Origin of the sequence: Litoreibacter halocynthiae, assembly GCF_004365635.1 — a bacterium.
Taxonomy (GTDB): Bacteria; Pseudomonadota; Alphaproteobacteria; order Rhodobacterales; family Rhodobacteraceae; genus Litoreibacter; species Litoreibacter halocynthiae.
The window spans coordinates 184,175-197,661 of the sequence record NZ_SOBH01000001.1 but is presented as its reverse complement, the minus strand read 5'-3'; the positions used below and the strand labels follow the sequence as shown (position 1 = coordinate 197,661).

Genomic DNA, 13,487 nt, shown 5'->3' with positions numbered 1-13,487 from the left:
TATGCTCGGCAACACATTCACCCTTAAACAACTCGAAGCCCTTGTCTGGGTGGCCGATTTGGGCAGCTTTCGCAAAGCTGCCCGACATCTGAATACCACCCAGCCCAACATCTCGTCGCGTATTGCGAGCCTTGAATCCACGCTCGGAACAATTCTGATGCAGCGCGATGCCGGGTCGGTGAGACTTACAGATAAGGGCCACGAAATCCTGCAAGCCGCCCGTGCGGTCCTGCGTCAGGCAGAAGAGCTGATCGAAGTTGCAGCCCGCCCTGACCTTGTGCAGAACCGTTTACGGCTTGGCGTCACCGAGCTGGTCGCGGCGACTTGGCTGCATGAATATCTGCGGCGTCTAAAAGCGGCCTATCCCGAGGTTTCCTTCGAGTTAACCGTAGATTTGTCCCGCACTCTGGACCGCGCGTTGGCTCTCAACGAGCTGGACCTGACACTGCAAACCGCCCCCTTCGCAACCACTGTGACAGGCCAGATCGAGCTTGGAGAGTACCCTTATGCATGGGTGGCCTCCTCCGAAATTGCAGCGGAGCTTCCGACTAAACTGACCGTGAAGGATTTGATCCCTCACACCTTGCTAACGCATGCCCGCCACACGCAGGCCTTCACCGAATTGTCGGACCATGCAGACGCCAATGCCTTGCCAAAGGCAGGCTTCGTGCCTTCAAGTTCGATGTCCTCCTGTTTGCAAATGACGCTAGACGGAATGGGGGTGTCTTTGTTGCCGGAAGCAATGGTGGCCAAGGATATAGCCGTCGGGAAGCTGGTACATCTCTGCGTGGATTGGACCCCCAACCCTTTACGCTTCTGCGCGCGCTACCATGCCGAGAAAGTGGCGAGGTTCGTATTGCATGCCGCCCGCATTGCCGAAGAAACCGCAACAGATTTCAGGGAAAGCAGCAAACGCTAGATAACTAAAATCTATCACTAGAATATATATAAATAATTGGATTATATCCTCCAACTTCACCTACTCTTCTCAAAACTCCTTGGGTGATCTGTATGAAAACTTCCTCGATTCGACTTGGTGTAGACATTGGCGGCACGTTTACCGACGTGGTGCTGGAGGTGGACGGCGCGTCGTTCTCGACCAAGGTGCTGACCACCTACATAGCGCCCGAGAATGCCATCATCGACGGGATGCAGCAGGTCTGCGTCAAGGCCGATGTGACGCCCGCCGATATCGGGCAAATTATCCATGGCACGACCCTCGCCACCAACGCCCTGATCGAGCGGCGCGGCGCGAAGACCGCGCTGATCACCACCGAAGGTTTCCGCGACGTGATCGAAATGCGCACGGAATCGCGGTTCGAGCAGTATGACCTGAACCTCAACATCCCCGAACCCTTGCTGCCCCGCCAATGCCGCTACACCGTGCCGGGGCGGATTGATGCGACGGGGGCGGAACTTATGCCGCTGACCGAGGCGGATATTGCGCCAGTAGTCGAGGCCATCGCGGAGGCCGGATATGACAGTGTCGCCATCGGGTTGATCCACTCTTACCTCAACGACACGCACGAAAAACTGGTGCGCGACGTGCTGGTGAAGCGCTTGCCGGACGTGATGATATCGCTGTCGTCCGAAGTCAGCCCGCAGATGCGCGAATATGAACGGTTCAATACTGTCGTGGCGAACGCCTATATCAAGCCGCTGATGAAGTCCTATCTGGGCCGTCTGGAAGGCCGCCTGCGCGACGAGGGCGTGGGATGCAACATCTTCCTCATGCACTCGGGCGGGGGGATTATATCGCTGGAGAATGCAGCGGAGTTCCCCGTGCGTCTGGTCGAATCCGGCCCCGCAGGTGGCGCAGTGTTCGCCGCCAATATCGCCGCGCGGTATGGGTTGGACAAGGTGCTGTCCTTCGATATGGGCGGGACCACGGCCAAGATTTGTCTGATCAAGGATCAGACGCCAAAAACGTCGCGGGTTTTCGAAGTGGCGCGAACGTATCGCTTCAAAAAGGGGTCGGGAATGCCGATTTCGATCCCGGTGATCGACATGGTAGAAATCGGCGCTGGTGGCGGCTCGCTGGCCCATGTTGATGCGATGCGCCAGATCCGCGTCGGGCCGGAAAGCGCGGGCTCCGAGCCCGGCCCCGCCTGCTACGGGCGCGGCGGCGACAAGCCTGCGGTGACAGACGCCGACCTTGTGCTGGGCAAGCTGGACCCTGACAACTTCGCGGGCGGCTCGATCAAGCTGGAAACCTCCGCGTCTGAAGCCGCGTTAAGCGCCGTTCTGGGTGACGTGCTGGACATGGACGCCGCGACCTCGGCCTTCGGCTTGGCCGAAGTTGTAGACGAAAACATGGCGAACGCAGCGCGGGTGCATGCAGTGGAAAACGGCGAGGACCTGAGCGAATACACCATGATCGCATTCGGCGGCGCGGCACCGCTGCACGCGGGACGCTTGTGCGAAAAACTGGGGGTAGAGCGCCTGCTGGTGCCGCCCGGCGCGGGTGTCGGCTCTGCCATCGGTTTCCTGCGCGCGCCGTTCAGCTTCGAGGCCAACCGCTCGGTCTATATGAAGCTGTCGGACTTCGACGCGGACAAGATCAAGGCGTTGTTGAGTGACTTGAAGGCCGAGGCAACGGGCTTTGTGCGCAACTGCGATGCGGAGAGCGACATTCTGTCAGAGTTCAAGGTCTACATGCGCTACACGGGCCAAGGCTGGGAAATCCCGATCGCCCTGACCGAAGCGCAGGCGATGAACCCCGACGCCGCAACCTTCGAGGCGCGGTTTGTCGAGGATTACACCAAGCTGTTCGGCCGCGCAGTTACAGGCATGGATATCGAAATCACCGTCTGGTCCGTCAATGCCACGACACCGCCCGAAAAAGTAGTGAAGATCGCGCCCGCCAATCCCATTGGTGCCGCCCCGATCCACGGCTCGCGCTCGCTATTCGATCCGGCCACTGCGAATTTCACGCAAGCCTCCGTCGTGTTACGCGAGGACATGATCGAGGGCGCAGAGGTCACAGGCCCGGCCGCCATCACCGAGGATGAGACGACGATCATCGTCCCGTCGTCCCGTAAAGCCATCCGCCAGCCGGACGGCTGCATCGACATCACCACCAAGAAGGGGGCCTGAATCACATGGCACAGTCACAGTCCAACGTCGCCTATCAGGTCATGTGGAACCGTCTGATCTCGGTCGTCGAAGAGCAGGCGCAAGCCCTAGTGCGCACCGCGTTCTCGACCTCCGTGCGCGAAGCGGGCGACTTGTCCGCAGGGGTATACGACACCCATGGTCGAATGTTGGCACAAGCGGTCACCGGCACGCCCGGCCACGTCAACGCCATGGCAGACGCGGTGGCGCATTTCATCCGGCGCATCGGGCGGCAGAACATCTTTGAAGGCGACGTCTACCTGACCAACGACCCTTGGGAAGGCACCGGCCACCTGCACGATATCACGATGGTGACGCCCTCTTTCCATAACGGCGTTCTGGTCGGCTTCTTCGCCTGCACCGCGCATATCGTGGATATTGGCGGGCGCGGCTTCGGGGCGGATGCGGCGAGTGTCTATGAGGAAGGGCTCTACATCCCCATCATGAAATTCGCGGAGCGTGGCGACGTGGACGACACCTTAGTGCGCATCGTGCGCGGCAATGTGCGCGAGCCGGATCAGTTGATCGGCGACATGTATGCGCTGGCGACGTGTAACGAGATCGGTCACCGCCGTCTGATCGAGATGATGGAGGAGTTCGGGCTGGACGATCTGGACGGCATCGCCGCGTTCATCTTGGACAACTCCCGCCGCGCCACGTTGGAGCGTATCGCCGCCCTGCCCCGCACCAGCGCAGAGGGCGAGATGACCGTCGACGGCTTCGCCACCCCAATCACGCTGAAGGTCAAACTGACGATCAAGGAGGACCGGATCGTGTCGGACTTCACGGGTACCTCCGGCGTCGACAAGAAGGGCATCAACTGCCCGCTGGTCTACGCCAAGGCCTATGCCTGCTACGCGCTGAAATGCGCCATCGCGCCGGAGATCCCGAACAACGCGGCCTCACTGGCTCCGTTCGAGATCGAAGCGCCGGAGAACACCATCGTCAACGCTGTGCACCCGGCCCCCGTGGCCTTGCGCCATATCGTGGGGCATTTCGTGCCGGATACGGTCTACGACGCCTTGGATAAAATCCTGCCGGGCGTGGTGCCCGCCGAAGGTGCGGGCTGCCTGTGCAACTTCCAAGTCTCTTTACGCCCGCGCACCGACGCGCCAGCGCCACCGGACGCCGTGCGCTCCGAGGTGCTGACGTTCAACTCCGGCGGCTCCGGCGCGCGTCCCGAGCATGACGGGTTGAACGCCACGGCGTTCCCTTCTGGAGTTATGACGATGCCGATCGAGGCCACGGAGCATGCGGGGCCTGTGATCATCTGGCGCAAGGAATTGCGTCCCGATTCAGGCGGAGCTGGCAAGCAACGTGGCGGGTTGGGGCAATATATGGAGGTCGGCGCACGCGAGGGGCACGAGTTCGACTTTCAGGCCATGTTTGACCGTGTCGATCATCCCGCCCGCGGGCGTCGCGGCGGCAATGCGGGGGCCTGCACCACCATCGCGCAAGACGACGGGTCCAAGATGTATGGCAAGGGCAAGCAATTCGTGCCACATGGGCGTAAGGTGATGCTCGCCCTGCCAGGGGGCGCGGGCTATGGCGATCCGGCGGAACGGTCGCTTGATCTGGTCAAACGCGATCTTTTGCGAGGCTATATCACCGCCGAGACGGCCAAACGCGATTATGCGTTAAGCGATGCGGACATCGCGGATGTGCAAGAAAAGATGCGCAAGGGCGACACGGTCTAGGTCAACCTTTAGAGGCTTTCCACGGGACGTTAATTGCATCACGGGAGGCCATCCCCTATCGTTTCAGCAATCGCCGAGGCGAGTGCATAGCCCTGTTGATCGGCGTGTAGAGGAACACCACAATGTCTAAACCCTGCATCATCTGCGTGGCCATTACCGGATCCGTCCCAACACAAGCCGACAACCCTGCGGTGCCCGTCACGATCACCGAACAGATCGAAAGCACGCATGCGTCTTTCGAGGCAGGTGCCTCCATCGCGCATTGTCATGTTCGCGATGATCAAGGCAAACCTACCTCGGACGCGGAACGGTTTGCGCGGCTGAAAGAAGGTATAAAAAAGCACTGCCCCGGCATGGTTATCCAACTCTCTACCGGCGGGCGCTCTGGCTCGGGACGTGACCGCGGTGGGATGCTGCCCTTGGCGCCAGATATGGCCTCGCTATCCGTGGGGTCTAACAACTTCCCGACCCGCGTCTACGAAAACAGCCCCGATCTGGTGAATTGGCTGGCAGCCGAGATGCTGAAATATGATGTGAAACCAGAGATCGAGGCCTTTGACCTCAGCCATATTGTTCAGGCCACACGCATGGCCGCCGACGGACGGCTAAAGGGGCCTCTATATGTGCAATTCGTGATGGGCGTGAAGAATGCGATGCCTGCCGACAAGCGAATTTTCGATTTCTACATTGAAACGCTAAACCGCCTCGCCCCTGACGCAGAGTGGTGCGCGGCAGGCGTTGGACCGGCACAAGTTCAGGTCAATGAATGGTCAATCGCGCAAGGTGGACATACGCGAACCGGCTTGGAGGACAACATCCGCTGGGATCGCGAGACCCTCGCCCCGTCGAACGCAGCCTTGGTGCAACGCGCCGTCGGGCTGTGCGAAAAATACGACCGCCCTGTCGCGACTTGGCAGCAATCCCGTGAAATTCTAGGACTTCGACCGGTCGCGACCTAGACCGTTTGACGGTCGAAGATGCGCAGTTACCTAGGCCCCATACGAATTGCGCCGTCCAGCCGGATGACTTCGCCGTTCATCATCACATTTTCGCAGATGGAGCAGACGAGCGCCGCAAATTCTGCTGGATCGCCTAGCCGTTGAGGAAAGGGTGTTTGCCCGCCTAAGGAGTCTTGCACGTCTTGTGGTAGCCCTTTCATCATCGGCGTCATGAACAGCCCCGGCGCGATGGCCATGACGCGAATACCGGAGCGGCTTAGATCGCGCGCCATCGGCAGAGTCATCCCCACGATACCTGCTTTAGACGCCGCATAGGCAATCTGCCCGACCTGCCCGTCAAAGGCCGCGATTGAGGCCGTATTGATGATCACCCCCCGCTCGCCATCGTCATTCAAAGCGTTTGCTTCGGACATTCCAGCGGCGGCCAAAGACGAGGCCATAAAAACGCCGAACAAGTTTACATCCAACGCCGTGCGAAAAAGTTGCGCGTCATGCGGCTGTCCCTTTGAGGCAGTTTTCGCCCCCGGTGCGATGCCCGCACAAGAGACCAACACACGTTCCTGCCCATGGGCAAGACGTGCGGCCTCAAACGCTGCGACCATGCTCTCATTGTCGGTGACGTCGGCGTTACAAAACAGGCCACCAATATCAGAGGCGACAGCCTGCCCGGCCTCCGCATTGCGGTCAAAGATTGCGACCTTCAAACCCTTGGCCGCCAATGCGCGTGCCGTCGCTTCGCCCAAACCTGATCCGCCACCGGTCACAACCGCTGACATGCCTGTTTTCAATTCCATGATAAATCTCCTTGTCGGGTGGATTTTATATGCCGACAGCCGATAGCGCAAAGCTATAACGTGCCGATGGTTTTATATGTTTGCAGTATCAGAATGGTGGGGGCCATAGTGATCCCCATACGCAAGCTTGCGAATTTCAGCCCCCTTGTTGACGAGAGTGATCATGCTTCAACACACCACTGACGAATTTGAAGATATACGGGACGCGATACGCGCGCTTTGCGCCGAGTTTCCCGACGAATACCACCGCAAAATCGACGAACAGCGCGGATACCCCGAAGCATTCGTCGATGCGCTGACTAAGGCGGGCTGGATGGCGGCTTTGATCCCTGAACAATACGGAGGCTCGGGGCTTGGGCTAACGGAAGCCTCCGTCATCATGGAAGAAATCAACCGCGCAGGCGGCAATTCCGGCGCGTGCCATGGCCAGATGTATAATATGAACACCTTGGTGCGTCATGGTTCGGAAGAGCAGCGCCAGAAATACCTGCCCCGCATTGCCTCCGGCGAGTTGCGGTTGCAATCCATGGGTGTGACCGAGCCCACAACCGGAACAGATACGACGCAGCTCAAGACCACCGCTGTCAAGAAAGGCGACCGCTATGTGATTAACGGGCAGAAGGTTTGGATCAGCCGTGTGCAGCACTCGGACCTGATGATCCTGCTGGCCCGAACGACACCGTTGTCAGAGGTAAAGAAGAAATCCGAAGGTCTGTCGATCTTCCTCGTCGATATCAAAGACGCGATGCAAAACGGCATGTCCGTGCGGCCCATCCTGAATATGGTGAATCACGAGACCAACGAGCTGTTCTTCGACAATCTGGAAATCCCCGAGGAAAACCTGATCGGCGAGGAAGGCAAGGGCTTCAAGTATATCCTGACCGGCCTGAACGCCGAACGCACATTGATCGCGGCGGAATGTATCGGGGACGGCTACTGGTTCACAGACCGCGTGACCAAATATGTCAGCGAACGCACCGTTTTCGGGCGCCCCATCGGGCAAAACCAAGGGGTTCAATTTCCAATCGCGGAAGCTTTCATCGAAATCGAGGCGGCCAATCTGATGCGCTACGACGCGTGCCGCCGCTATGACGCGGGCGAGGACTGTGGTGCGCAGGCCAATATGGCGAAGTACCTTGCTGCGAAAGCATCATGGGAGGCCGCCAATGCGTGCCTACAATTCCACGGCGGCTTCGGTTTTGCCTGCGAATATGACATCGAACGCAAATTCCGCGAGACGCGGCTGTATCAGGTTGCGCCAATCTCAACCAACCTGATCCTGTCCTATGTCGCCGAGCATGTGCTAGGCATGCCGAGGTCGTTTTGATGACGCAGAAACTACCGCTAACGGGTCTTAAAGTCATCGCGATCGAGCAAGCGGTGGCGGCCCCGTTCGCCTCTGCCCGCCTTGCAGATGCGGGGGCGGAGGTCATCAAGATTGAACGCCCCGAGGGCGATTTTGCGCGCGGATACGATACCGCCGCGGCGGGCCAGTCCAGCTATTTCGTGTGGCTCAACCGTGGCAAAACCTCACTGGTTTGCGACTTGGCGACGGACGCAGGTAAAACCGCCTTGGAGGAACTTCTTGGTACGGCAGACGTCCTGATCCAGAACCTGAAACACAATGCGCTGAACCGGCTGGGCTTCGGCACGGAGCGATTGGCGAAGACCTACCCCCACCTGATTTCCTGCTCAATCAACGGCTATGGCGAACGCGGGCCCATGGCGGAGCGCAAGGCCTATGATCTGCTGATACAAGCTGAATCGGGCCTCTGTTCCATCACTGGTGGCCCGTCAGAGCCGTCCCGCGTGGGTCTTTCCGTCGTCGATATCGCCACGGGTGCCACCGCCCATGCCGCCATCCTTGAGGCATTGATTCAGCGTGGCATCACCGGCAAGGGCGCCAGCATTTCCGTATCGATGTTTGACGTGATTGCCGAATGGCTAACCGTCCCGTTGCTCAATCATGAAGGCGGTAATAGCCCGACCCGGCAGGGTATGATGCATCCGTCAATTGCCCCCTACGGCGTGTTTGAGACCAAAGACGGAAAGCTCGTTCTGATCTCCGTGCAAAGTGACAGGGAATGGCGACGCCTGTGTCGCGAATTCTTAGGCGACGAGCGCTTGGGCGTTGATCCACTATTTGCGACAAATGTGGCACGGGTTAAAAACCGCGCGAAAACCGACGTGCTCATAGCGGCCAAGTTCTCCGAAATGACCGTTGATGAGGTGACGCAAGCTTTGCTGCGCTCGGATGTCGCTTTGGCCAATGTGAACGATATGGCGGGCCTGTCCTCGCATCCGCATTTGCGGCGGATCACTGTGCAAACACCCAACGGGCCTGTCTCGATCCCTGCTCCCGCACCAGTCATCCACGGCGCGCCCCGCACCTACGGCGGCGTTCCCGAACTTGGAGATACCTCCACCACCTAAGCGTGGCGGTTCGACCGTCAGCCCGTTAGCCGCATTTGGAGTGGCCGCATGATCCGCAAGTCATACACCCTTCGACCATACGCAAATCATACTGGCCGCAGCTTGGGCACGCCGGGCCACGATTGCCGCTGAGGTTCACAACTTGCGCGTGAGGGTCGGTCTTCAGCCCCATCCCCTCGCCCGCGATAAAGCCCGTGGCGATCATGTGTTTCTCGATCACGCCCCCAATCGCCGCCAAAATGGAGGGGATGTATTTGCCATTCATCCACGCACCGCCACGGGGGTCGAAAACGGCCTTCAGCTCCTCCACCACAAAGGACACGTCACCCCCGCGCCGGAACACGGCCGAGATCATGCGGGTCAGCGCCACAGTCCACGCGAAATGTTCCATGTTCTTGGAGTTGATGAACACCTCGAACGGGCGTCGATGGCCGTTCAAAACGATGTCGTTTATGGTAATGTAAATAGCGTGCTCGCTGTCCGGCCACTTCACCTTGTAAGTTTGGCCTTCTAGTTCTGCGGGGCGGTCCAGCGGCTCGGACATATAAATGACATCGCCGTCCGTCGCAGTTTCCGGGTTTTCAGATGGTGTGGTATCGGCGCTCTCCGACACGCTCAAAACCGATCCGGTTACCGCGTTGGGCCGATAGGTTGTGCAGCCTTTGCAACCCGTATCCCACGCTTCCATGTAAACATCTTTGAAATCGTTAAAGCTGATATCCTCGGGGCAGTTGATGGTCTTCGAGATCGACGAATCCACCCATTTCTGCGCCGCCGCTTGCATACGCACATGGTCCAACGGGGCGAGGGTTTGGGCGTTGACGAAATATTCCGGCAACTCGGCGTCACCGAACTTGTCGCGCCACATTTGCACGGCGTAGTCGACCACCTCTTCTTCTGTGCGCGAGCCGTCTTTCTGCAAGACCTTGCGGGTGTAGGCATAGGCGAACACCGGCTCGATCCCCGACGAGACGTTGCCCGCGTAAAGCGAGATAGTCCCCGTCGGCGCGATCGAGGTCAGAAGCGCGTTGCGGATACCGTGTTCGCGGATCGCGTCGCGCACGTCCGCGTCCATCGCCTGCATGGTGCCGGACGCCAGATAGGCCTCCGCATCAAAGAGCGGAAACGCTCCTTTCTCCTTCGCCAAATCCACCGAGGCCAGATATGCGGCGCGGGCGACCGCGTGCAGCCATCGCTCGGTCAGACGCGCCGCCTCCTCGGAGCCATAGCGCGAGCCGACCATGAGAAGCGCGTCGGCCAAGCCGGTCACACCCAGCCCGATCCGCCGTTTCGCGGCTGCTTCCCGAGCCTGCGCCTCCAACGGAAACTTGGACGCATCGACTACATTATCCATCATCCGCACAGCTACAGCGACCAATTCTGTCAGTTTTGCAACATCCAGGTCGGCGCCCTCTTCAAACGGGCGATCCACCAGCCGAGCTAGGTTGATCGAGCCCAGCAGGCACGCCCCATAGGGCGGCAAAGGCTGCTCGCCACACGGGTTGGTGGCCGCGATCTGCTCGACATAGGACAGGTTGTTGGCCTGATTGATCCGGTCGATGAAAATCACGCCCGGCTCGGCATAATCATAGGTGCCGCGCATGATCTTGTTCCACAAATCAAGCGCCTGCACGGTCTTGTAGACCTTACCGTCGAAGACTAATTCCCACGGGCCGCCCGCCTTCACGGCTTCCATGAAATCATCTGTGATCAGCACGGACAGGTTGAACATGCGCAGCCGCGCGGCGTCCTGCTTGGCTGCGATAAACTGTTCCACATCGGGGTGGTCGCACCGCATCGTGGCCATCATCGCGCCGCGGCGCGAGCCTGCGGACATGATCGTGCGGCACATCGCGTCCCACACATCCATAAATGACAACGGGCCTGAGGCGTCCGCAGCCACGCCCTTCACATCTGCGCCCTTGGGCCGGATAGTGGAGAAGTCGTAGCCGATCCCGCCACCTTGCTGCATTGTCAGCGCCGCCTCTTTCAGCATCTGGAAGATTCCGCCCATGTCATCTGGAATCGTGCCCATCACGAAGCAGTTGAACAGCGTCACAGACCGCTTGGTGCCAGCACCCGCGATGATGCGTCCGGCGGGCAGGTATTTGAAGTCAGCAAGCGCGTCGTAGAATGTCTCTTCCCACTGCGCAGGGTTATCCTCGACCTTCGCCAGATCACGGGCAATCCGCCGCCATGTGTCCTCGACGGTTTCGTCAACCGGAGTGCCATCCGCATCCTTAAAACGGTACTTCATGTCCCAGATTTGCTCGGCAATGGGGGCGGCGAAAGCGGTCATATCGGCATCCTAGGGGTTGGAATCGCATTGAAGTCGGGAGCGGGAAGCATACAATATATAGATATGATCAATCTCATCAAGCTAAGCGTTGGCACAGAATCGGTAGAAAGCCTGCAAGCGTGGCACAATTCACCGCGCCCGAAAGGTCCCGATGGCCTGCCCCGCCACATCACCCGCATGTGGCCCAAGCGCGAAGCCGAACTACTGGACGGCGGCTCCATCTATTGGGTCATCAAAGGCGTGGTGCAGGCCCGCCAGAAATTGCTGCGTCTGGATGAAGTTATCGGCGAGGACGGCATCCGCCGCTGCGCACTTGTGTTCGAGCCGGAGCTGATCCGCACCGCTCCCGTCCTGAAAAAGCCGTTCCAAGGCTGGCGCTACCTCAAACCCGAGGACGCGCCGCCAGATATCTCCGCTCGCCGCGCCACGGAAGACGCGCTGCCGCCGGAATTGTCAGCGGCACTCGCCGATATCGGGATTCTCTAGACCCAATACGCGCGTTAGGCTGGCCAGATCGCAATCGGCCCAATCCGCGACCTTGCTCGCGAACAGCGTCGCCTGAGACGCAAGTATCGGCCCGTCAGACAGCATCCGCAGATGGTTGGCCTCCAAGGTCGCTCCGGTCGAGGTGATGTCCGCAATCGCTTCTGCAGTCAGGTTTGCCACGGTCCCTTCCGTTGCCCCTTGGCTGTCCACCAACTGATAGTCAGCCACGCCTTGCTTTTGCAGATATTCCCGAACCAAGCGGTGATACTTGGTCGCGATACGAAGCCGGAAACCGTGATCTTTCCGAAAGGCCGCTGCTACGGCATCAAGGTCTCCCACCGTTTCCACATCCGACCAGAAATTGGGGACGGCAATAATCAAATCCGCATGACCAAATCCCATTTCCGCCAAGGGACTGATTTTCTCTGACCACAGAGGAATTTTCTCCCGCACCATATCCGTGCCCGTCACCCCTAGGTGAATGCGGCCCGTCGCCAACTCGCGCGGGATTTCCCCAGCGGACAGAAGCACCAACGATACCCCTTCAACACCAGACACTTCGGCTGCGTATTCGCGATCGGACCCGGTGCGCGCAAGTGTAACACCGCGTTTTGAGAACCACGCGAACGTGTCCTCCATCAGACGCCCTTTAGAGGGAATGCCGAGCTTGATCATGTCAGCGTCTCCAGCAGTTCAGGGCGAATGACACCACCCACAGCGGGGATTTCGCGCCCCTGCCCCAGCACACGCGTCAAAGCGTCATAGCGCCCACCTGTCGCCACCGGAACCTGCGCATCCGCGTGAAATCCAAAAACGAAACCGTCGTAGTATTCCATGGTCGTGCGCCCGTAGGCACCGGAGAAATTCAACCGATCCACGTCCACACCGCGGGACGCCAAGGCGGATAACCGGGCTTCAAGTTGATCCAGCGCGCCGGAAATAGCGGGTAGGTCACCCGCAATTTTGCGCAAGTTTGCCAAGGCGTTCGGCGCAACATCCGATATTTCCAGAATTGCCTGCAACGCATGTAGCTCGGTTGCATCCAGCGGTGCCGTTTGCGCATCTTCGCGCAGCGCGGCCAAGCGCGCGTCGACTTCCGCAGAGCTGCGCAATCCGATTTCAGGCACATCGCTAACCAGCTGCGGGACCAGGCGGGTCGCTGGCAGACTGAAACGCTCCAACAATGCGCGAAAGCGCACGGGCCGCCACAAGTGCCGCAGCAACGCGCTACGCCGCCGCTCGGTCGTCGACAGCCCTGCAACCGCAGCAGTGAGAATGCCGATATCGCCTGTGAAAGCATCCAAAGCCACACCTTCCAAGGCTTTGGCGAACAACGCGAAAACCTCCGCATCAGCACCAGACGGGTCCGTGCGGTCAAACACTTCGTAACCCACTTGCGTGTATTCCGAAGCGCGGCCTGTTCCGGCTTCCTGTTTACGGAAAACCAGCCCTTGGTAGGTATATCGCGCAGGTTCCGCACCCTCTTCCATGTGACGTTGCACAACCGGCACAGTAAAGTCGGGACGCAGCATTTGCTCGCCCAGAACAGGGTCCGAGGTCACATAAGCCCGTGCGCGGATGTCCTCGCCATAAAGGTCCAACAAGGTATCCGCAGGTTGCAGTACCGACGTTTCCACCGGAACAGCCCCTGCGTCACGAAAAAGGCGCGACAGCCGCTCTGTTTGTTGGCGAACCCGGTCCATGT

The 13,487-nt window shown here is 59.4% G+C and carries 11 protein-coding genes; 7 read left to right on the top strand and 4 right to left on the bottom strand.

The genetic code is table 11. The features are described 5' to 3' along the window. The first annotated feature begins 1 nt into the window (after position 1). The 4 genes from BDE40_RS00970 to BDE40_RS00955 all read left to right on the top strand — a co-directional run bounded on the left by BDE40_RS00970 (position 2) and on the right by BDE40_RS00955 (position 5,770). Positions 2 to 919, top strand: a complete 918-nt coding sequence (locus BDE40_RS00970) for a LysR family transcriptional regulator (RefSeq protein WP_134011989.1) — start codon at positions 2 to 4, stop codon at positions 917 to 919. 92 nt (positions 920 to 1,011) lie between these two features. Continuing rightward, positions 1,012 to 3,096, top strand: coding sequence for a hydantoinase/oxoprolinase family protein (locus tag BDE40_RS00965; RefSeq protein WP_134011987.1), 2,085 nt, complete (start codon positions 1,012 to 1,014; stop codon positions 3,094 to 3,096). Between the two features lie 5 nt (positions 3,097 to 3,101). Beyond that, a complete protein-coding gene (locus BDE40_RS00960; protein ID WP_134011986.1) occupies positions 3,102 to 4,811 on the top strand; it encodes a hydantoinase B/oxoprolinase family protein in 1,710 nt (569 codons plus the stop codon). A gap of 122 nt (positions 4,812 to 4,933) precedes the next feature. After that, positions 4,934 to 5,770: a 3-oxoadipate:acetyl-CoA acetyltransferase gene (locus tag BDE40_RS00955; protein ID WP_134011985.1), complete on the top strand. Its 837-nt coding sequence runs from the start codon at positions 4,934 to 4,936 to the stop codon at positions 5,768 to 5,770. Between the two features lie 26 nt (positions 5,771 to 5,796). Here the strand turns inward: BDE40_RS00955 and BDE40_RS00950 are convergent, their stop codons facing one another. Further along, positions 5,797 to 6,564 (bottom strand): SDR family NAD(P)-dependent oxidoreductase, encoded by a 768-nt coding sequence (locus BDE40_RS00950; RefSeq protein ID WP_134011984.1) that lies wholly within the window; start codon positions 6,562 to 6,564, stop codon positions 5,797 to 5,799. Between the two features lie 163 nt (positions 6,565 to 6,727). Between BDE40_RS00950 and BDE40_RS00945 the strand changes: the two genes are divergently transcribed. Beyond that, complete coding sequence (locus tag BDE40_RS00945) at positions 6,728 to 7,891, top strand: acyl-CoA dehydrogenase family protein (protein WP_134011982.1); 1,164 nt, start codon at positions 6,728 to 6,730, stop codon at positions 7,889 to 7,891. Continuing rightward, positions 7,891 to 8,997 (top strand): CaiB/BaiF CoA transferase family protein, encoded by a 1,107-nt coding sequence (locus tag BDE40_RS00940; protein ID WP_134011980.1) that lies wholly within the window; start codon positions 7,891 to 7,893, stop codon positions 8,995 to 8,997. The genes BDE40_RS00945 and BDE40_RS00940 overlap by 1 nt, the downstream gene beginning before the upstream one ends. A gap of 25 nt (positions 8,998 to 9,022) precedes the next feature. Here the strand turns inward: BDE40_RS00940 and BDE40_RS00935 are convergent, their stop codons facing one another. Beyond that, positions 9,023 to 11,296 (bottom strand): adenosylcobalamin-dependent ribonucleoside-diphosphate reductase, encoded by a 2,274-nt coding sequence (locus BDE40_RS00935; RefSeq protein ID WP_134011978.1) that lies wholly within the window; start codon positions 11,294 to 11,296, stop codon positions 9,023 to 9,025. A gap of 63 nt (positions 11,297 to 11,359) precedes the next feature. On the opposite strand from BDE40_RS00935, the gene BDE40_RS00930 reads away from it, so the two are divergent. Continuing rightward, positions 11,360 to 11,782, top strand: coding sequence for a DUF1489 family protein (locus tag BDE40_RS00930; protein WP_021100961.1), 423 nt, complete (start codon positions 11,360 to 11,362; stop codon positions 11,780 to 11,782). On the opposite strand, the gene hisG is transcribed toward BDE40_RS00930, so the two are convergent. After that, the gene (gene hisG, locus BDE40_RS00925; protein WP_134011976.1) at positions 11,750 to 12,457 is read right to left on the bottom strand and encodes an ATP phosphoribosyltransferase; all 708 of its coding nucleotides are present in this window, start codon (positions 12,455 to 12,457) and stop codon (positions 11,750 to 11,752) included. The two genes, BDE40_RS00930 and hisG, sit on opposite strands and share 33 nt — an antisense overlap. Continuing rightward, positions 12,454 to 13,485, bottom strand: coding sequence for an ATP phosphoribosyltransferase regulatory subunit (locus BDE40_RS00920; RefSeq protein WP_134011974.1), 1,032 nt, complete (start codon positions 13,483 to 13,485; stop codon positions 12,454 to 12,456). The genes hisG and BDE40_RS00920 overlap by 4 nt, the downstream gene beginning before the upstream one ends. Between the last annotated feature and the right edge of the window lie 2 nt (positions 13,486 to 13,487).

Bases quoted from the DNA above. Each gene is read 5' to 3' on its own strand.
- BDE40_RS00970 (WP_134011989.1), top strand. From the start codon at position 2: ATGCTCGGCAACACATTCACCCTTAAACAACTCGAAGCCCTTGTCTGG.
- BDE40_RS00965 (WP_134011987.1), top strand. From the start codon at position 1,012: ATGAAAACTTCCTCGATTCGACTTGGTGTAGACATTGGCGGCACGTTT.
- BDE40_RS00960 (WP_134011986.1), top strand. From the start codon at position 3,102: ATGGCACAGTCACAGTCCAACGTCGCCTATCAGGTCATGTGGAACCGT.
- BDE40_RS00955 (WP_134011985.1), top strand. From the start codon at position 4,934: ATGTCTAAACCCTGCATCATCTGCGTGGCCATTACCGGATCCGTCCCA.
- BDE40_RS00950 (WP_134011984.1), bottom strand. From the start codon at position 6,564: ATGGAATTGAAAACAGGCATGTCAGCGGTTGTGACCGGTGGCGGATCA.
- BDE40_RS00945 (WP_134011982.1), top strand. From the start codon at position 6,728: ATGCTTCAACACACCACTGACGAATTTGAAGATATACGGGACGCGATA.
- BDE40_RS00940 (WP_134011980.1), top strand. From the start codon at position 7,891: ATGACGCAGAAACTACCGCTAACGGGTCTTAAAGTCATCGCGATCGAG.
- BDE40_RS00935 (WP_134011978.1), bottom strand. From the start codon at position 11,296: ATGACCGCTTTCGCCGCCCCCATTGCCGAGCAAATCTGGGACATGAAG.
- BDE40_RS00930 (WP_021100961.1), top strand. From the start codon at position 11,360: ATGATCAATCTCATCAAGCTAAGCGTTGGCACAGAATCGGTAGAAAGC.
- hisG (WP_134011976.1), bottom strand. From the start codon at position 12,457: ATGATCAAGCTCGGCATTCCCTCTAAAGGGCGTCTGATGGAGGACACG.
- BDE40_RS00920 (WP_134011974.1), bottom strand. From the start codon at position 13,485: ATGGACCGGGTTCGCCAACAAACAGAGCGGCTGTCGCGCCTTTTTCGT.